15 protein-coding genes are annotated in these 19,608 nt (G+C 66.4%); 9 read left to right on the top strand and 6 right to left on the bottom strand.

Features of this window, described 5'->3' with window-relative positions; translation table 11 throughout:
• The first annotated feature begins 130 nt into the window (after positions 1–130).
• The 5 genes from AC1Q6P_RS18015 (at position 131) to AC1Q6P_RS18035 (ending at position 5,748) form a co-directional block, all read left to right on the top strand.
• Positions 131–2,404: an ATP-binding protein gene (locus AC1Q6P_RS18015; RefSeq protein ID WP_492665345.1), complete on the top strand. Its 2,274-nt coding sequence runs from the start codon at positions 131–133 to the stop codon at positions 2,402–2,404.
• Between the two features lie 189 nt (positions 2,405–2,593).
• Entirely contained in the window at positions 2,594–2,992 is a 399-nt protein-coding gene (locus AC1Q6P_RS18020) for a GntR family transcriptional regulator (RefSeq protein ID WP_223696650.1), read from the top strand.
• Positions 2,989–3,891 (top strand): ATP-binding cassette domain-containing protein, encoded by a 903-nt coding sequence (locus AC1Q6P_RS18025; protein ID WP_102766381.1) that lies wholly within the window; start codon positions 2,989–2,991, stop codon positions 3,889–3,891. Before AC1Q6P_RS18020 ends, AC1Q6P_RS18025 begins: the two co-directional genes overlap by 4 nt.
• 119 nt (positions 3,892–4,010) lie before the next feature.
• Positions 4,011–4,580, top strand: coding sequence for a hypothetical protein (locus AC1Q6P_RS18030; RefSeq protein ID WP_492703277.1), 570 nt, complete (start codon positions 4,011–4,013; stop codon positions 4,578–4,580).
• Between the two features lie 10 nt (positions 4,581–4,590).
• On the top strand, positions 4,591–5,748 hold the full coding sequence (locus AC1Q6P_RS18035) for an acyltransferase family protein (RefSeq protein WP_492665346.1): 1,158 nt from the start codon (positions 4,591–4,593) through the stop codon (positions 5,746–5,748).
• A gap of 67 nt (positions 5,749–5,815) precedes the next feature.
• Here AC1Q6P_RS18035 and AC1Q6P_RS18040 read toward each other — a convergent pair whose 3' ends face one another.
• Positions 5,816–6,844 carry a PQQ-dependent sugar dehydrogenase gene (locus AC1Q6P_RS18040; protein ID WP_492665347.1) on the bottom strand — a complete coding sequence of 343 codons (1,029 nt, stop codon included), beginning with the start codon at positions 6,842–6,844 and terminating at the stop codon, positions 5,816–5,818.
• 526 nt (positions 6,845–7,370) lie between these two features.
• On the opposite strand from AC1Q6P_RS18040, the gene AC1Q6P_RS18045 reads away from it, so the two are divergent.
• The 4 genes from AC1Q6P_RS18045 (at position 7,371) to AC1Q6P_RS18060 (ending at position 11,073) form a co-directional block, all read left to right on the top strand.
• Positions 7,371–7,724 (top strand): PadR family transcriptional regulator, encoded by a 354-nt coding sequence (locus AC1Q6P_RS18045; RefSeq protein ID WP_271010236.1) that lies wholly within the window; start codon positions 7,371–7,373, stop codon positions 7,722–7,724.
• A 20-nt stretch (positions 7,725–7,744) separates the two neighbouring features.
• Positions 7,745–8,941, top strand: a complete 1,197-nt coding sequence (locus AC1Q6P_RS18050; protein WP_492665348.1) for a hypothetical protein — start codon at positions 7,745–7,747, stop codon at positions 8,939–8,941.
• A 194-nt stretch (positions 8,942–9,135) separates the two neighbouring features.
• Entirely contained in the window at positions 9,136–10,044 is a 909-nt protein-coding gene (locus tag AC1Q6P_RS18055; RefSeq protein ID WP_492665349.1) for an alpha/beta hydrolase-fold protein, read from the top strand.
• 378 nt (positions 10,045–10,422) lie between these two features.
• Entirely contained in the window at positions 10,423–11,073 is a 651-nt protein-coding gene (locus tag AC1Q6P_RS18060) for a hypothetical protein (RefSeq protein ID WP_492665350.1), read from the top strand.
• Positions 11,074–11,159: 86 nt separating this feature from the next.
• Here the strand turns inward: AC1Q6P_RS18060 and AC1Q6P_RS18065 are convergent, their stop codons facing one another.
• From AC1Q6P_RS18065 to aceE, 5 genes are all read right to left on the bottom strand, one after another.
• Complete coding sequence (locus tag AC1Q6P_RS18065; RefSeq protein WP_492665351.1) at positions 11,160–12,356, bottom strand: RNA polymerase sigma factor; 1,197 nt, start codon at positions 12,354–12,356, stop codon at positions 11,160–11,162.
• 14 nt (positions 12,357–12,370) lie between these two features.
• Positions 12,371–12,733, bottom strand: a complete 363-nt coding sequence (locus tag AC1Q6P_RS18070; protein ID WP_102766374.1) for a YciI family protein — start codon at positions 12,731–12,733, stop codon at positions 12,371–12,373.
• Positions 12,734–13,190: 457 nt separating this feature from the next.
• A complete protein-coding gene (gene lpdA / locus AC1Q6P_RS18075) occupies positions 13,191–15,002 on the bottom strand; it encodes a dihydrolipoyl dehydrogenase (protein WP_492665352.1) in 1,812 nt (603 codons plus the stop codon).
• A 137-nt stretch (positions 15,003–15,139) separates the two neighbouring features.
• Complete coding sequence (gene aceF / locus AC1Q6P_RS18080; protein WP_492665353.1) at positions 15,140–16,837, bottom strand: dihydrolipoyllysine-residue acetyltransferase; 1,698 nt, start codon at positions 16,835–16,837, stop codon at positions 15,140–15,142.
• A 20-nt stretch (positions 16,838–16,857) separates the two neighbouring features.
• Positions 16,858–19,569, bottom strand: coding sequence for a pyruvate dehydrogenase (acetyl-transferring), homodimeric type (gene aceE, locus AC1Q6P_RS18085; protein WP_171826891.1), 2,712 nt, complete (start codon positions 19,567–19,569; stop codon positions 16,858–16,860).
• Positions 19,570–19,608 lie beyond the last annotated feature (39 nt).

Genomic DNA, 19,608 nt, shown 5'->3' on the forward strand with positions numbered 1-19,608 from the left:
CCGTGGTGAAAGTCCGCACTTGCAGTCAGACCCCCTCGTTTGAGTGGTGCCGACCTTCCATGGCCCCAGCATCTCGCCCTCACCTCCGCGCGCCCACCGACACAGCGTCTGGCTTATGCTTCCAGGCACCATGGACTTGTTCATTGACGAGGCGCGCTATCAAGCCCTGCTGAGCAAGCTTGGGCAGGGGGCCGCGTCGCTGGACGAACGGGTGGCACTGTGCTGGCATCAGCGCCAGCGTGACCCGGCGGCGGCCCAGCAATTGGCCCGCGACCTGGTGGCCCAGCCGATCGCGCTGAGCGCGGGGGATCGCGCTCGTCTGGCGCTGGTGCGCGCCGAACAAGCCCTGCTGGCAATCCAGCCCGACGCTGCCCGCGCAGCCTTGCATGAAGCCCGCGAGGGGTTCAGTCTGACGGCCGACCCTGAAGGCTTGGCGGACTGCGCCTGGTTGCAAGCCCTGCAAGCCGTGCTCGAGGGCCGCCAGCCCCAGGCCCTGCCGTTTCTGGATGAGGTCCGTGAGCGGGCCGGTACAGATTCGCTGCGCGGACTGGCGGCAGGCTTGTGGGGGGACTTGCTGCGCACCTTTGCCGACCCTGCAGCAGGGCGGGCGCGCGGCGCCCCCGGCCAGGAAGCAATTGATGCATTGCCACTCGGGGCCAAAGCCTGGGCCCATGAGCTGCGCGGCACCCTGGCAGCCCAGCGCAGCGACTACGGGCGGGCCGCCGCCGAACGGCTGCTGGCCTGCGAGTTCGCCCTGGCCTCAGGCCAGGTGCAGCGCGCCGTGGTGGCCATCCACAACGCGGCCGATGCCTTGAACAATCTCGGCGCCTACGAGCAGTCTTTGCACTGGATGGAACGTGCCCTGGCACTCGTGCGTGAGCGCGCCTGGCCGCAGCTGATGGGCTACAGCCTGGCGCAGCTGGGGGATACCTTACGCCGCCTCGGACGGCTGGACGCGGCCCAGGAGGCGGTACAGGAAGCGCTGGCGCTCATGTCCAAAGCACCGACCTCGCGCCCGTTCGCGATTGCCTTGAAATGCGAGGGCGATCTTGCGCTGGACCGCGCCGAAGCCGCGGCGGCACTGGAGGCCTTCGAACAGCTGGGGCGGCACCCGCAAGCGCAGACGCAGCCCGATCTGGCCATCTTTGCGCTGCGCGGCCAGGCGCAAGCCCTGTCCCTGCTGGATCGGCCCGAGCAGGCCCTGGCCTGCGCCCTGCGGGCCCTGGAGCGCGCCACCGCCAGCGGCCACGCCTTCCGCCAGATTGAGGCCTTGCGCGCACTGGCCAGCCTCCACACACGCCACCCTGCGCTGCCATGCCCACCCGGCAGCATGGCGCCCAACGCCGCCCTGCACCACCTGTTGCAAGCTCAAGCCCTGGCCCAGACCCTGCCTGGTTTTGAAATCCCGAGCGAGCTGGCTGAAGCACTCGCCGACGCCTGGGCTGCAGCCGGCGACATGGCCCAGGCCTACCAGCTTTCACGCGCCGCCAACGCCGCCCGACAGCGCAGCCAGACCGAGCTGGCCAACCAACGTGTGCTGGCCATGCAGGCCCTGCACCAAACCGACAAGGCCCGCGCCGAAGCGGCCGAGCAAGCTCGCCGCGCTGATGCCCTGATGCGCGAAATGGCACAGCGGGTGCAGCAAGGCAAGTTGCAGGCCCTGGGGCAGTTGGTGGCCGGTGTTGCCCATGAACTCAACACCCCGATCGGCAACAGCATGATGGCCGCCAGCCACTGGCAGGCGCGCAATGAAGCGCTGAGTCAGGCCGTTCAGGCGCAGGCCCTGCGCCGCAGTGCCCTGGACGACTACCTGCTGCACGCCCGCCAGTCGGCTGAGCTCTTGGCCCGCAATCTGAGCCGAGCCGCCGCTTTGGTCGAGCAGTTCAAGCAGATCGCGGTGGACTCCACCACCGAGGCTCGGCGCCGCTTCAGCCTGCGCCCGCTGTGTGAAGCGGCCCTGCAAACCTGCCAGCACGAGGCCTTGCAGGAGCAAGGGCTCCAGCTCGAACTGGAGCTCCAAATCGATGCCGGGCTGGAACTCGACAGCGACCCGGTGGCCTTGCAACAGCTGCTGGCCGAGCTGTGCCGCAATGCCCGGTTGCATGCGTTCGTGGGTAGCAGCGAAGGCCGGCTGCGCCTGCAGCTCGAACCACGGCCCGGCAGCGCCGGCTTTCGCCTGAGCCTGAGCGACAACGGCTGCGGCATCGCCGAGGCCGACCTGGGCCGCATCTTCGAGCCCTTCTTCAGCACCCGCTTCGGCCAGGGCCGCAGCGGCCTGGGCCTGCATGTCTGCCACAACCTGGCCCTGGCCCGGCTGGGTGGCAGCCTCAGCGTTCAAAGCACACCCGGTCAGGGCACTTGCTTCGTGCTGGAGCTGGGCGACGCCCGGTCCTCCATGCCTTGAACCGCGCTCCACCCCAAGCGCATCACGCGCCCTGCTGAGTCTCAGGCCCGTACTCGGTTTCGCAAGAAGCGCGCGGCTGGGCCGGGTGAAAGGCCACCGACCGGTTCTTGAGGGATCACGGTGCGGCTTGAAATCAACAGGCTTCACTGTATATACTGTGTATAGACAATATACCCAGTGATTGATCGAGTGAGCGCTGAACTGTTTCTGTCGGCCTCCGACGCCCAGCCGATGTACCGGCAAATCGTCGAGCAGGTCACCATCAAGGTGCTGTCCGGTGATTGGCCAGCCGGCACCGCACTGCCGTCCATCCGCGAGATGGCAGCAGCCAACGGCGTCAGCGTCATCACCGTCAAACGCGCCTACCTTGAGCTGGAGCATGCCGGCGTGATCATCACTCGGCATGGCAAGGGCTCGTTCGTCGCCGACTCCACCGACGCACCACGCGCACAGCAACAGGCCGAACTGATTCTTCACCTCGATCAAGCCTTGGCCAGTGCGGAGCGCCTGGGTCTGAGCGACGCCGAGTTCCACGATCTCATCCAAACCCGGCGCGCCCAACGCGCCACTGATGGAGCCTCCTCATGAGCCCCTCCCCGGTTCCCGCCTTTGCCCTGCGGGGCGTCAGCAAACGCTATGAGGCATTCACCCTGCATCCCTTGGATCTCGAGCTGGCCGAGGGCCAGATCATGGGCCTGGTGGGCGTGAACGGCGCCGGCAAGAGCACGCTGCTGCGCCTGCTTGCAGGCCTGAGCCTGGCCGATGGCGGGCAGCTGGAGGTGCTGGGCCACCGCTTGCCGGAGCAGCAGGTGCAAGCCAAGCAGCACACGGCCTTGGCCTCGGAAGACATGCGCATGTATGGCTCGCAGACTCTGTCATGGCATTTCGACTTTGTGCGCCGCATGGTGCCGCAATGGGACGGCGCCTACGCTGAGCACCTGCGGCGTCGCTTTGACCTGCCAGCCGACCAGCGCGTGGCGGGCTTCTCACATGGTCAGCGCGTCAAAGCGCTCTTGCTGCTGGTGCTGGCCCGTCGCACTCGCCTGCTCTTGCTCGATGAGCCGACCACGGGACTCGATCCGGTGGCGCGCGCCGAGGTGCTGGACGCCTTGGCCGAGGTGTTGATGGACGAGCGCCGCAGCGTGCTGTTCTCCTCGCACCAGACGGGCGAAGTGGAGCGCTTGGCGGATCGCATCGCGTTCTTGCATCAAGGGCGACTGCTCACCGACGAGGCCAAGGACAGCTACCTGGAGCGCTGGCGCCGCATCGTCGGCCACGGGTACGCGCCGGACGACTTGGGCGACTGGCCCGAAGTGGCGCAGTGCCGTCGCAATGGCTCTTTGGTGGAGTTGCGCGTGCGCGCCTTCAGTCCGGGCTTGCAAGAGCGATTGCAGGCTCGGGGCATGCAGATCCATCAAATCACCCCCCTGACCCTGGAAGACATCTTCGTAAGCACCGTACGCGAACACAGCGGAGCGACAGCATGAACCCCTCACCCTTCACCCCCCAATGGCCTGTCATCCGAGCACTCGTCCAGAAGGACTGGCAATTGTTCGAGAAGCAGTTGGCCGCCTATGTGGGCGCCGGTGTCCTGGCCCTGGCCTTGATGGGCCATGCGCAGAGCTGGAGTTTCTACCTGGGATCGCTCTTGCTCATCATCGTGATGGTGGCGGCGTCCTGCTTCGCCGTCAGCACCGCCCTCATCAACGAACGCAAGGAGAAAACCTTGGCTTTCGTGATGAGCCTGCCCGTCACTCCGCTGGACTTCTACCTGGGAAAACTGCTGGGCAACCTCGTGACCTTTGGCGTTCCCTTCGTGCTGCTCACAGCTGGAGCCGTGGCCATCACGCTGTGGACCCCCTTGCCCGACGGCCTGCTGACCCTGGTGCTGCTGCTGGCCGGCCACCTCCTGCTGGCCTTTTGCCTCTCTCTCGCCGTGGCCATGCGCGTGGAATCAGAGGGCTGGAACATCTTCGTGATGATCACCGGCTCCGCGCTCATCAATCCGCTGATGGCCGGCTTGAGCCAGGTGCCTGACATCGCTCGACATTGGTCAGGCCCTGTGGTTGTGTGGAGCTGGCAAGTGCTGCTCATCCTTGGCGCGCAATTGCTCTTGAGTCTGGCGCTGATGCTGAACACCGGTTGGCATCACCTCCGCAAGCCCGCGTTCTACTGAGCGGCGCGCCATGCCGCCACGCTTGCACGCCCTGGATGCCCTGCGGGCCGGGGCCATGTTGGCCGGCGTGGTGTTTCACGTCGCCTTGGCGCACAGCCCATTGGTGGCTGCGCTGTGGCCCACCGCCGATCGATCCCAAGCCCCCGCCTTGGATCTGCTCTTGTGGCCTCTGCACTTGGTGCGCATGCCGGTGTTCTTCTGGCTGGCTGGCTTTTTTGCCGCCAGGCATTGGGCGCAACGGGGCTCGGCCGGGTTCTTGAGTTCTCGCCTGCGTCGCCTGGCCGTGCCGCTGCTCATCGGGGTGCCGCTGCTGCACTTGGCGATGGGCGCCTTGCTCAGGTGGGCCTTGGACCACGTCGCGCACCCCTCACCCCTGCTGCAGCTGATCAGGCGCGCCATGGACCAGGGCTGGACTTTGCCGCCACCAGGCACAGGCCACCTCTGGTTTCTGCTGTATCTGCTGTGGTTCACCTTGCTGGCCTGGGTGGCGCGCACTTTGGCCCCTCCCGCCTGGGCCGCGCGGCTGCGTGACTTGCCGCTGAAGTATTGGGTGAGCGCGCTTCCCCTGATCCTGCTGCCACTCTTGCACGCAGTGCCAGCCCCGCACCCTGCACCGGAGGCCTTGCTGCCGCAGTTCTGGGCCCTGTGCTTCTACGGTGCATTCTATGCAATGGGGGCGAGCAGCGCGGCGTGGTGGGAACGCCTGGCCCAGGCCCGATGGGCCGGGAGCTTGGCTGCAGGCTTTGGACTGGCTGCCTGCGCCTACCTGCTGCTGTTGCCTGCCACTGGCGCTTCGGCTTCATGGCCGGTGGCGGCCGCGGGGGCTCTAGGCTCCGTCTGGGGCTGCCTGGCGCTGCTCGGCTGGGCACAGCGGCTGGGCGGCTCGGTCCGCCGCGCCTGGCTCACGCATCTGGCAGATGCATCGTACTGGGTCTACCTCGTGCACCTGCCCATTGCGCTGGCGCTCCAGTTGGCGCTGATGGACCAGCCCTGGCCCTGGTGGGTCAAACTGCCCCTGGTGCTGGCGCTCACTCTGGCGCTGGCGCTTGGAAGCTTCGAGGCCTTGATTCGGCATGGCGTGGTGGGGCGATGGCTATTGGGTCGCAAAGCCTGGATCAATCCCAAGGATCGGCAAGCCGCCGTGAACGGCAACTCGGGCCTTGAGTGACGCAGCAGCGCCAAGCCGGGGCGCGCCATCAAGGGCGCAGCCCCAGCAAATCATGTCGCCGCCACAGTCACCGTGCCAAGCGCATCAGCTTGCCGCTGTCGGTCAAGAGCATCAAGGCGCCATCGGCGGCCTGGCGCACATCGCGAATGCGTTCGCCCTGGTCCTTGAACATCTCGGTGCGCGATTGCACGGTGTTGCCGTTCAATTGCAAGCGCCACAAGGCCTGTCCCGCCAGCGAGCCCGAGAAGAGCTGCCCCTGCCATTCCGGGAACATGCTGCCGGTGTAGAAGACCAAGCCGGCCGGCGCCACCGACACCGGCACCCAGTAGCTCAGAGGCTCCACATAACTCGGCGCATGGACGCCACCACCGAGGCGGCAGCCCTCGCTGACCGGATCCCCGTAGTTGCAACCGTAGCTCTTGACCGGCCAGCCGTAGTTGGCGCCGGCCCGGGCGATGTTGATCTCATCACCGCCCTGCGGGCCATGCTCGCTGACCCACAACTCGCCCGTGGCCGGATGCAAAGCCGCGCCCTGAGGGTTGCGGTGACCAATGCTCCACAGGCCGGCACGGGCGCCTGCGCCGAAGCTGGGGTTGTCGCTGGGGATGCTGCCGTCCCGCTGGATGCGCACCACCTTGCCCAGGGTTTGCGTCAGGTCTTGCGCCGGCGAGCCCAGCTGGCGTTCGCCCAGAGCCACAAACAGGCTCTTGTCCCTTGCGAACACCAGGCGCGAGCCGAAATGGCCGCTGCCGCTGACCTTGGGTGCCTGCCGGAAAATCGTCACCACGTCGAGCAGCGCATTGCCGACCAGACGCCCGCGGGCCACGGCCGTGCCGGACTTGCCGGCTTCCGCACCCTGCCCCGGCTCGGCATAGCTGAGGTAGACCCAGGGCGTGCTCGCAAAGTCAGGGTCGATGGCCACATCGAGCAAACCGCCCTGCCCCGCAGACGCCACCGCGGGCACTCCGCTGATCGCGACCGAAGCCCCTTGACCACTGGCCGGCAGCTTCAGCAGGCTGCCGCTTTTTTGCGTCACCAGCCACTGGCCGTCGGGCAGTTGCACCATGCCCCAGGGGCTTTGCAGATCGCTGCGCAAGGTGCTCAGCTGAGGCGCGGCCGGGGTGGGTGCGGGCGTTGGTGCGGGCGTTGGTGCGGGCGTTGGGGCGGGCGTTGGGGCGGGAGTCGGTGCAGGCGTTGAGCTGGGTTCCGCCGCGACGGAACTGCCCCCTCCACCACAAGCAACCAAGAGCGAGACGGAAATGCAAGCCAGGGTTCAAATCGAGGGTCGAGTGGTCATGGCGGCGGTCTCCGGTGGCAATGCTTGCCGGGAGTCTATGCCGGCCTCCTTTCAAGCGCACACGCCGGGCCAGATCCGGCAACACGAGCCCCGACGGCCTCCCTTTCGGGGCTCGGGTCTCGCCATGGATCTCGCCGCTTCCGCTGCCATGCCGACGTTTTCGCTCAGCGCTGGCCGCGGGTCGATGGTCTTGCCCATATCCACCACGTCCACCACGTCCACCACGTCCACCACGTCCACCACGTCCGCGCCGATCGCTAGGGCCAGGGCGATCTCGCTGCAGTCGACGCTTGACCCGCTAACTCTACATATGTAGAGTTATCAAATGACACGAACACGCGCACCCTCACAGCAGGCCCTGGCCGTGCTGCTGGTTTTGGCCGACGCCGGCGAAGAATGGCGTCATGGCTACGACATCGCCACGCAGGCCGACATCAAATCCGGCACCTTGTACCCCCTGCTGATGCGGCTTGAAGCGCAAGGCCAACTCGAAGCGGTGTGGCAGGAGTCGCCCACACCGGGCCGGCCGCCACGCCACGCCTACCGCTTGACGGAAGCGGGCCGTGCTTGGCTGGCCGGCATGGGCGAAGCACTCGACCAAGCGCGGGCTCGGCGCCGGGCCGCTGAGCTGCAAACCGGCTGGGCGGTCGCGCCGCGTTCATCGACCAAGCCATCATGAGCAAACCCGCACCAAGCGCCTTGCGACTCGTCCTCGCGCGATGGCTGATGCGCGCATGCCTGGCCCTGATGCCCAAGGCACAGGCGCCCTGGGCGCAAGCCATGGCGGCCGAGCTCGACGAGATCCGCGCTGCCGGAGCGGCCTGCAGTTTCGCCTTTGGTTGCTTGGCACTGGCGCTGAAGCTGCGTCTCTTGTCGAACTGGCAATCGGCTACAGCGAGCGCCAAGCGCATGACCGGAGCGTTTGCGTACCGGGGCCTGGGCGGCACCTTGCTAAAGCAAGTGCATGAAGCAAGCGCGGCACGCCTCGGCGCCGCAAGCGCCTGCCTGGCGGTGCTGATGGGTGGCGTGTTCATGGCCACGACGGGCGCACCCAAGGCCTGGCCCTGGATGAACGGCCTGTCCTTGGCCTTTGCCCTGGCCAGCCTGGCCCTGCTGCCCAAACAAGGGCTTCAAACAGACCCGCGCCTGCGCGAGCGGCTCTGCCTCCTGCTGGGCAGCCTCTTGCTGGCGAGTTGCGCATTGGAAGCCCGCGAGGGCTTGAACGGGCGTTGGCTGCAATTGGGCCCTGTGAGCGTGCAGCTGGTGTGGCTGCTCGTGCCCAGCCTGCTCTTGCTGTCGAATCGTCCGGCCGGACAGGCACAGGCCCGCCGTCCCCTGGGCAGCAGCCTGGGCTTGCTCCTGGCCATCGGCGCGCTCTGGGCGCAAACGGAGCCGATGTGGCTGTTGCTGATGGGTCTCATGCTGCTGCTGCGCAGCGCGCGAAGAAGCGAGCCTCAAGCGGCTCATCAGGCTGAAGCTTTGCTGGCCTGCCTGGCCTTGCTGGCGGCGGGCATGAGCAGCCAGCACTGGCAGATGCCAAACAGCCAGGCCTTCGTCGATCAGGTCCTGCTGCAAGCCTGGTCGCACAGCCCTCAGCCTTTGCTGACGGGGCTGATGCTCGCCGCCCTGCTGCTCTTGGTCTTGCCAGGATGGCGCCATCGGCACGCACGCGAACACAGCCTGCTCTGGGCCGGCCTTCTGTTGATGAGCCTGCCGGGCTTGCTGCCCACGCCGCTGCTGGGCATGGGCGGCAGCGCCATCCTGGGCTATGTGCTCAGCCTTGCAGCCGTCTCGGGGCCCGAACCCGGCCCACAGGCGCCCAGCAAGGCAGCGCATACGCCCCGACACCGGCGAGAGCCGCACAAAGCTCCATGGCGACGGCTCAAGCCTCGCTAGACACGGCAGAAACTCGCCTCACCCCAAGCCCAGCCGACTCGCATTCACCTGCGGCCCGCATCTCTGACTGAGCTCTCCCGAGCCCGGTTGAGGCTGCCGCATGGCCGCTTGAATTTCTCGTCTTATCCGCGGCCGCTCAGCCACTCCGCCTGCACAGCCAGGCAGGTACCACCCACATGAAACACCAAACCACCATGAAGCGCTCTCGTCGCACCTATCTCTCTGTCGCCGCCGTCTTGCTGCTGGCCCTCATCAGCATCAGCGCGCTACTCTGGCAACGCTGGAGCCAGCCCTGGGGGGATCAGGCCGTGAGCTTTACGCCGGCACAGCAGGAATGCGGGCAAGAAGGGCAGCTTCGCTACTGCATCAACCGGGATGTGGGCGGCGTGAATGGCGACTGGCTCTACCACCTGCATGGCCGCAAGCTCGACGAAACCATCTGGAACGACCCGTCCTACATGACCGCCATGATCCAGGGCGCTTGGCAGCGGATGGGCCAACGCCCTCCCACCGTGGTGACCCTGTCCTACGGACCCGTGTGGTTACTCACCCCCAAAGGCAAGGCCGAGGCCAGCGGCTTGCTGGAGCAGGTCCACACCGACATGGCCGCCATCGAAGCGCGCCACGGTCGCCCGGCGCGTCGCTTGCTGCTGGGGGAATCCATGGGAGGACTCAACGCCCTGATCCTGGGCCTGAGCCGGCCTGAGCACTTTGCCAAGGTGGCCGCGCTGTGCCCCGGTGTCTATGTGGACTCGCCGTTCGCACCCCTGAGCCAGCTGAAGGCTGCGCTGGAGCGCACGGGCGCCGACCCCAAGATCGGCTTCGGCGTCGTCCGTTTGGCGCGCCAGTATGTGACGGACGATGCGGAATGGCAGCGCGTTTCGCCGCTGGCCTTGATCGAACAAGAACTCCCCGCTTCAAGCCCACGTCCGCAGCTCTACGTCTCCAACGGCCTGTACGACCGCTATGGCAATTTCGAGGGCAGCCAGCGCCTGATCGAACGCGCGCGTGCTCAGGGTTGGCAGACCGAATGGCACCCGATTTACGGCGGCCACTGCGCGAGCGACATCGACTCGCTGGCGCGATTCCTACTTGCACGCTGAGGGCGGCCGGCCAATGTCGGTCAGGGATGGCGGCGGCGCCCTGGCTCATGAACGCCGCCGCAAACAGGGGCGGCCATCAACGACGAGCGCCCCGTCATTGCAAGCTCAGCTCTTGATTGAGCAGCCCTCGTTGGCGGCTGCCCGAGCGGAATCGATCTCACCGCCGCGCTGCCCGGCTTCAAGCACAGCGGGCATGCCACAGGTCGCGACTACACCCCTCAAGCACAACAAGCTGCCGCATCGTCATGTCACCAGGCGCAGACCCTGACCGCGTGCCCCACGATCTCTGAGCCTCTCTGCGAACGCGGAAGACCCTGACTTCACCAGCGTCCCAGGCTTCCTACAATCGCGCGCTTTCAAAACAATGGAGGAGAAACCATGTTGCGCAGAAATTTTGTCGCCGGCCTGGCTGGCTTGGGGGCGCTGCTGTCGGGCTGCGCCACGGCGCCGGCGGAGTATCAGGGTGCCGACGCCGGCACGGTGGTGGTGGGCCTGGGGATGTTGGGCGAAACCAAGATGGAGAGCATCCGTCTGATCGTGCAGCGCGTCGGTGCGCCGGCCGCTTTCCCATCGCTGAGCTACCAACACCGCAGCATGATGGGCGCCGACAAGCCCGACTTTCAATTCGACGACCGGGCCGAGCGCGGCGTGGTGCTGGTGCGGGCCATGCCGCCGGGCGACTATGTGCTCAGCGGCTTCAGCCTGGTTTGGGCCAACAACGCATTCACACCCCAGAAGGCCCTGGCCATCCGCTTCACGGTCAAGTCGGGGCAAGCCACTTACCTGGGCAACTACCAGTTCACCGAGGTGACCGAGAGCAATGTGTGGGGCATGACCGTGCCGGAAGGCGGCTTCTTTGCCGTGGAAGACCGCGCCGCCACTGAGCTGCCGCTGGCGCAGCGCAAGGGTCTGTCGCCACAGATGCCGGTCATCAATGCCACCGTCGATGCCGACCGCCTGAACCATCCCCTGTTGATGAGCGCGGCCAAACGCAAGCGTCTGGCCGCAGCGGCGGGCAAGGCCAGCTGAGCCTGGCCGTCGCTCGGCCGAGGCATGCCGGGGGAAGCATGCCAGCTGAGGCATGCCGGCTGAAGCAGCGGCCTGGCTCGGCCGGCTCACAGCCGAGCCGCCCTTGCCGCCAGAAAGCGCCGGTCGCTGTCGAGGGTCGCCAGTTCGATGGCCCGGTCGTACGCCCGCCGGGCTGCGTCGGACTGGCCCGCCATGACGAGCACGGCGGCGCGCGCGGCATGAAAGGGCTGGAAGTCTGCCAGGGGCTCCTGCAGTTCGTTCAGTGTGGCCACCGCGGCGCCCAGCAGCCCGTTCTCGGCCATCGCGACGGCGTGATTGACGCGCACCACCGGTGTCGGCTCCAAAGGCAGCAAGGCCGTGTACAGCTGAAAAATCTGAGGCCAGTCCGGCGCGTGTTCGGCCATCTGGCAGGCACTGATCGCCGCCTTGATCTGGAACGGCCCCGCCCGTTTGCGGCGCAAGGCCGTCTCCAGCCTGTGCCGACCTTCGGCCTCGAGCTCGCGTCGCCACAGCCGACGGTCCTGTTCCGCAGGCGGCACGGTTTCGCCGCGGGCGTTGACCCGCGCCGCCCGGCGCGCTTCGGTCAGCAGCATCAGGGCGAGCGCACCTTCGATCTCGGGCTGCTCAGGGCACAGCGCATCGAGCAGGCGGGCCAGAAACAGCGCCTCGGCGCACAGATCCCGCGCCTCGTCGGGCGCGGCGGTGTAGCCCGTGGTGAAGATCAGGTAGACGGTGGTGAGAACAGCCTGCAGCCGCTCGTCCCACTGTTCGGGCGGGGGCACGGCGTAGGCGATGCCCGCGCGGGCGATCTTGGCCTTGGCCCGGGCCTCCTGATCAAGGAACAAGCGGGCGATTTCGCCCGTGGAGAGGCCGCACACGGTCCGCAGCGTCAGCGCCACCCGCGACTTGAGCTCCAGCGCCGGGTGGCAGCAGGTGAAGACCAGGCGCAGGCGCTCGTCAGGAATGGGCTCAGGCTCGTCTGGCCCGAGCAAGTCATTGATCAACTGGACCGCCGCCTCGCGCTCGCCGTCGCGGCCCTCGGCGCGCAACTGGTCGAGCGCCTTGCGATAGGCCACCTGGATCAGCCAGCCCTGGGGCGACTGGGGCAGGCCATCGCGCGCCCAGTGGCTCAGCGCGGACACGCAGGCTTCTTGCAGCGCATCTTCCGCGCGGTGGAAGGAACCGAGCCGGTACGTCAACGCGGCCATCAGCCGCCCCCGGTCGCGGCGCAGCACGGTCTCCAGCGCCTGGACAAGCGCGATGGCCTGGGCGGGGGCGCTCATTCGCGAGCCAGCGATCAGGCGTCGGCCGGGTCGTAGTTCAGCAAGGGCCGCACCTCGACGGTGCCGAATGCGGCCACCGGCATCTGCGCCGCGTAGCGCAGGGCGGTGTCGAGATCGGGCACATCGAGCACGTAGTAACCGCCCAGGTGTTCGCGGGTTTCGGCAAAAGGGCCGTCCATGGTTTCGACCTTGCCACCACGCAGCTTGATGGAGGTGGCGGTTTCAATGCCTTGCAGGCCTTCGCCGCCGCGCAGAACGCCATCGGCCTGGGCCTTTGCGCTGAAGGCGGCGAAGTCGGCCATCATGGCCTGGAACTCGGGCGTGCCGTAGACGGGCTCAGCTTCGGGCGTGCTGTAGAGCAAGAACATGTATTGCATGGTGAACTCTCCAAATGATTCTAGAAACGACAGGACTGAGGGCTGAGGGCTGACAGTGCGTCACAAGCCTTGCCGACCGAGAAGCATGCCACCCAAAGCGGTGAGTCGCAGCAAGGCCCCAGCCCCCAAACCTAAGACGCCGCCGACGCTGCAGATTTCGACATCAACTGGCAAGTTTCTTCTCGTTTCTACTCGTCGGGTGAACGGCGGCGCTTCAGACACTGACCGCATCGAGCCGCAAGTCCAAGCGCAAGAGCAGCGGTCTTGCGCCTGCCTGGTGCAGGTCTCGGGTACCGGCCTCTGGTGCCGCCATCTGGCGCCGTCCCCAGGGTTTCATCCCAAGCGCGCACGGGCTGTCTGGACGCCTGCGCAGGCATGACAGCCCGGCGCAAAGAGCAAAAAGCCCCGGACAGTTTCCCGTCCGGGGCCTTGATTTGCAGTTCAGCGCAGCCGCAGACTACTTCCGCGCCGGTGGCAAATCCGTGCACGAGCCATGCGCCACTTCCGCCGCCATGCCGATGCTTTCGCCCAGCGTCGGGTGCGGGTGAATCGTCTTGCCGATGTCGACGGCGTCGGCGCCCATCTCGATGGCCAGGGCGATCTCGCCGATCATGTCGCCGGCGTGGGTGCCGACGATGCCGCCGCCGACGATGCGGTGGGTTTCCTCATCGAAGAGCAGCTTTGTAAAACCTTCGTCGCGGCCGTTGGCGATCGCGCGGCCCGAAGCGGTCCAGGGGAACAGGCCCTTCTTGACCTTGATGCCTTGGGCCTTGGCCTGGTCTTCGGTGAGACCCACCCAGGCTACTTCCGGGTCGGTGTAGGCCACGCTCGGAATCACGCGGGCGTCGAACTGGCTCTTGCTCAGGTGCGCGTCGCCGAGGATGGCACCGGCCGCCACTTCGGCCGCCACATGGGCCTCGTGCACCGCCTTGTGCGCCAGCATGGGCTGGCCGACCACATCGCCGATGGCGAAGATGTGAGGCACATTGGTGCGCATCTGCACATCGACATTGATGAAGCCGCGGTCGGTCACGGCCACGCCGGCCTTCTCAGCGGCGATCTTCTTGCCATTGGGCGTGCGGCCCACGGCTTGCAGCACGAAGTCGTAGACGCCTTCGCTCTTGACACCATCCAGGCCCTCAAACTGCACCTTGATGCCCTCGGGCGTGGCCTCGGCACCGACGGTCTTGGTCTTCAACATGATGTTGTCAAAGCGCTTGGCATTCATCTTCTGCCAGACCTTGACCAGGTCGCGGTCGGCGCCTTGCATCAGGCCGTCCATCATCTCGACCACATCGAGGCGCGCGCCCAGGGTCGAGTAGACCGTGCCCATTTCCAGGCCGATGATGCCGCCGCCGATGATCAGCATCTTCTTGGGCGTGCCCTTGAGTTCCAGCGCGCCGGTCGAATCGACGATGCGCGGATCTTGCGGCAGGAAGGGCAGGCGCACCGCCTGCGAGCCGGCCGCGATGATGGCCTGCTTGAAACGAACCACCTTCTTGGCGCCGGTCTTGGCCTGGGCCTCGCCGGCGGTTTCTTCGACTTCCACATGGAAGGCATCGATGAAGTTGCCATAGCCGCGCACGGTGGTGACCTTGCGCATCTTGGCCATCTGGGCCAGGCCGCCGGTCAGCTTGCCGATCACTTTTTCCTTGTGGCCGCGCAGCTTGTCGATGTTGACGGTCGGCGCGCCAAACTCCACGCCCAGATCGCCGAGGTGCGAGACCTCATCCATCACGGCCGCCACATGGAGCAAGGCCTTGGAGGGGATGCAGCCCACATTGAGACAGACGCCGCCCAGGGTGGCATAACGCTCCACCAGCACGACCTTCAGGCCGAGATCGGCCGCGCGGAAGGCGGCTGAGTAACCGCCGGGGCCGGCGCCCAGCACCAAGACATCGGCTTCCAGATCGACCGGGCCGCTGTAGCTGCCGGCGGCGGGGACGAAGGCGGGAGCGGGTGCGGCCACGGGGGCCGCCACAGGCGCTGCGGGTGCAGCCGCGACCGGTGCGGGCGCCGACGAAGCCGCGGCTTCCGACTCCAGCACCAGCAAGAGCGTGCCCTGGTTGATCTTGTCACCCAACGCGACGTTCACTTCCTTGACCACGCCGGCATGCGAGGAGGGGATCTCCATCGAAGCCTTGTCGGACTCCACGGTCACCAAGCTTTGCTCGACCTTGACTGTGTCGCCCACCTTGACCAGCAGCTCGATGACGGCCACATCCTTGAAGTCGCCGATGTCGGGAACTTGTACTTGAACCAATGCCATGACATGAATCCTATGTTTTCAGCTCAAAGCGCCGAAGCGCCCTGCCGGTTTGATCCAGCGGAACCCGCGGAACCGGCTTTGCCGGGCCGCTGGGTTCGCCCCCTTAAGGGGGAGGCGCGAAGCGCTTCGGGGGTGGGTCACAACACGATGCGGCGGAAATCGGCCAGCAGCGAAGCGAAGTACACATTGAAGCGCGCCGCGGCCGCGCCGTCGATGACGCGGTGGTCCCAGCTCAAGCTCAGCGGCAGCATCAGGCGCGGCTGGAAGGCCTTGCCGTCCCACTTGGGCTCGATCTGGCTCTTGCACACGCCCATGATGGCCACTTCCGGCGCATTGATGATGGGGGTGAAGTAACGGCCACCGATGCCGCCCAGGGACGAGATGGTGAAGCAGCCGCCGCTCATATCGGCCGGGCCCAGCTTGCCGTCGCGCGCCTTCTTGGCCAGCTCGCCCATCTCGGCGCTGATCTCGAAGATGCCCTTCTTGTCGGCATCCTTGATCACCGGCACCACCAGGCCGTTGGGCGTGTCCGCCGCAAAGCCGATGTGGAAGTACTTCTTCAGCACCAGCTTCTGCGCATCGCCCTCGCCTTCCAGCGAGGCATTGAACTCGGGGAACTTCTTCAGCGCCGCCACGGCCGCCTTGATCATGAAGGCCAGCATGGTGACCTTGATGCCGGATTTCTCGTTCTCCTTGTTCGTCTGAACACGGAAGGCTTCGAGCTCGGTGATGTCGGCATCGTCGTGGTTGGTCACATGTGGGATGACCACCCAGTTGCGGTGCAGATTGGCGCCGCTGATCTTCTTGATGCGGCTGAGGTCCTTGCGCTCGATGGCGCCGAACTTCTCGAAGTCCACCTTGGGCCAGGGCAGCAGGCCCGCCAGGCCCACGCCGCCGGCCGCAGCCGGGGCAGCGGCAGGTGCCACCGCCTTTTGCGCCGCGGTCTGCAGTGCGCCGGCCATCACGGCCTTGACGAAGGCCTGCAGGTCCTGCTCCTGGATGCGGCCGTTCGGGCCTGTGCCCTTGACCTCGTCCAGCGGCACACCCAGCTCACGCGCCATGCGGCGGATGCTGGGCGAGGCGTGCGGCAGCTTGCCCTTGAGGGCAGTCGGATCGTGGGCGGGGACTGCAGCGGCGACCGGCGCGGCAACAGGAGCAAGGACCACTGCAGCAGCGGCCGGCGCGGCCACGGGTGCCGCAGCGACGGGAGCAGCCGCCACCGGCGCCGCAGCAGGAGCAGCCGCAGCGCCCTGCACTTCCACCAGCGCCAGCAGCGAGCCCTTGGCCACCTTGTCGCCAAGCTTGACCTTGAGCTCCTTGATCACGCCGACGTGCGAGGACGGGATCTCCATCGAGGCCTTGTCGCTCTCGACCGTGATCAGGCTTTGCTCGACCTTGATGCTGTCACCGGCCTTGACGAAGACCTCGATCACCGCCACCGACTCGAAATCGCCGATGTCGGGCACAAAAACCTCGACCAGGCTGGCCGCCGCCGGGGCGGCGACTGGAGCAGCAACCGGCGCGGCAACAGGCGCTGCGGCCACCGGAGCCGGCGCTGCCACGGGCGCAGCAGCCGGCGCAGCCACTGCCGCCGAACCCGCCGCCTCGACCAGCAGCACGACGCTGCCTTCATTGACCTTGTCGCCCAGGGCCACCTTGATCTCGCGCACCACACCGGCGTGGGTGCTGGGGATCTCCATCGAGGCCTTGTCGCTCTCCACAGTGATGAGGCTTTGCTCCACGGCCACCGTGTCGCCCACCTTGACCAGCAGCTCGATCACCGCCACGTCCTTGACGTCCCCGATGTCGGGAACTTTCACTTCTACCAATGCCATGTCTGTCTCCGCGAGTGCGATCAAGCGTACAGGGGGTTGATCTTGTTGACGTTGAGGCCGTACTTGGCAATCGCCTCGGCCACCTTGGCGGCCGGGATCTTGCCTTCATCGGCCAGGCTCTTGAGCGCGGCGACGACGATGTAGTGGCGGTTGATTTCGAAGTGCTCACGCAGCTTGGAGCGGAAGTCCGAACGGCCGAAACCATCGGTACCCAGCACCTTGAAGCTGCGGCCGGCCGGGATGAAGGCACGGATCTGTTCCGCGTAGTTCTTCATATAGTCGGTCGAGGCCACGACCGGGCCGCTGGTGCGGCTCAGCTGCTGGGTCACGAAAGGCACGCAGGACAGCTCGGTCGGGTGCAGCAGGTTCCAGCGCTCGGCGTTCTGGCCGTCGCGGGCCAGCTCGTTAAAGCTCGGGCAGCTCCAGACATGGGCACCCACGCCCCACTCCTGTTCCAGCAAGACCTTGGCCGCCTGGCTTTCGCGCAGGATGCTGCCGGAGCCGAGCAGATTGACCGTCAGGGCGGTGCCGGCCTGGGCTTCTTCCAGCAGGTACATGCCCTTGAGGATCTGCGCCTCGGTGCCGACCTTGAGGCCCGGCATGGCGTAGTTTTCGTTCAGCAGGGTCAGGTAGAAGAACACGTTCTCCTGGTCTTCGACCATGCGCTTGAGGCCATGCTGCATGATCACCGCCACTTCGTGCGCGAAGGTCGGGTCGTAGCTGACGCAGTTGGGGATGGTGCCGGCCAGGATGTGGCTGTGACCGTCTTCATGCTGCAGGCCTTCGCCGTTCAGCGTGGTGCGGCCCGAGGTGCCGCCCAGCAGGAAGCCGCGCGCTTGCATATCACCGGCCGCCCAGGCCAGGTCACCGATGCGCTGGAAGCCGAACATCGAGTAGTAGACGTAGAACGGGATCATGACCCGGTTGTTCGTCGAGTAGCTCGTGGCCGCCGCGATCCAGCTGGCCATGCCGCCGGCTTCGTTGATGCCTTCCTGCAGGATCTGGCCGTCCTTGGCCTCGCGGTAGTACATCACCTGGTCCTTGTCGACCGGGGTGTAGTTCTGACCCTTGGGGTTGTAGATGCCGATCTGGCGGAACAGGCCTTCCATGCCGAAGGTGCGCGCCTCGTCGACCAGGATGGGCACCACACGCGGGCCCAGATCCTTGTCGCGCAGCAGCTGGGTCAGGAAGCGCACATAGGCTTGCGTGGTCGAGATCTCACGGCCTTCGGCGGTGGGCTCGAGCACGGCCTTGAAGACATCCAGCGCGGGCACGCTGAAGGTCTCCTCGGCCTTGACACGGCGCTGCGGCAGGTAACCACCCAAGGCCTTGCGGCGCTCGTGCAGATAGCGCATTTCGGGCGTGTCGTCGGCCGGCTTGTAGTAGGGCAGCTTGGGCAGCTCGCTGTCGGGGATGGGGATGCCGAAGCGGTCGCGGATGTACTTGATGTCCTCGTCGCTGAGCTTCTTGGTCTGGTGGACGGTGTTCTTGCCTTCACCGGCCTTGCCCATGCCATAGCCCTTGACGGTCTTGACCAGCAGCAGGGTCGGTTGGCCCGTGGTGTTGTGGTGGGCCTTGTGGAAGGCGGCGAAGACCTTCTCGGGCTGGTGGCCACCGCGGCGCAGCTCGAAGATCTCTTCGTCGCTCATGTGCTCCACGAGCTTGGCGGTCTCGGGGTACTTGCCGAAGAAGTGCTTGCGGACGTAGGCGCCGTCATTGGCCTTCATGGCCTGGTAGTCGCCGTCCACGGTTTCCATCATCAGCTGCTTGAGCTTGCCGCTCTTGTCGCGCGCCAGCAGCTCGTCCCAGCCCTTGCCCCAGATCAGCTTGATGACGTTCCAGCCGCTGCCGCGGAACTCGCCTTCGAGTTCCTGGATGATCTTGCCGTTGCCGCGCACCGGGCCGTCCAGGCGCTGCAGATTGCAGTTGATGACGAAGACCAGGTTGTCCAGGCCTTCGCGCGCGGCCAGGCCGATGGCGCCCAGCGATTCCGGCTCGTCCATCTCACCGTCGCCCATGAAGGCCCAGACCTTGCGGTTCTCGGTGTTGGCGATGCCGCGGGCATGCAGGTACTTCAGGAAACGCGCCTGGTAGATGGCCATCAAGGGACCCAGACCCATCGAGACGGTCGGGAACTGCCAGAACTCGGGCATCAGCTTCGGGTGCGGGTAGCTGGACAGGCCCTTGCCGTCCACTTCCTGGCGGAAGTTGTCCAGCTGCGCCTCGTTCAGGCGGCCTTCCAGAAAGGCGCGGGCGTAGATGCCGGGGGCGCTGTGGCCCTGGATGTAGAGCAGATCGCCGCCGTGATTTTCACTCTCGGCATGCCAGAAGTGATTGAAGCCGGCGCCCAGCATGGAGGCCAGCGAAGCAAACGAGCCGATATGGCCGCCCAGATCACCGCCGTCCGCCGGGTTCAGGCGGTTGGCGCGCACGACCATGGCCATGGCGTTCCAGCGCATATAGGCGCGCAGGCGCTTTTCGATCTCGATATTGCCGGGGCAGCGCGCTTCCTGATCGGCCGGGATGGTGTTCACGTAGGCCGTGGTGGCCGAGAACGGCACGTCGATGCCAGACTGGCGCGCATGCTCGATCAGGGTGTTGAGCAGGAAATGCGCACGTTCACCGCCTTCTTCACCGATGACGGCGGACAGCGCGTCCAGCCATTCCTTGGTTTCCTGCGTGTCGGTGTCAGTGGCGGCGGCGCCTGGAAGGGACTGGGGCTGCGCGGACATGGCTTGTCTCCGAAGATTTGACTCTTGGGGATGGCGGCG

The organism is Roseateles sp. GW835-FHT13E02 (assembly GCF_058794035.1).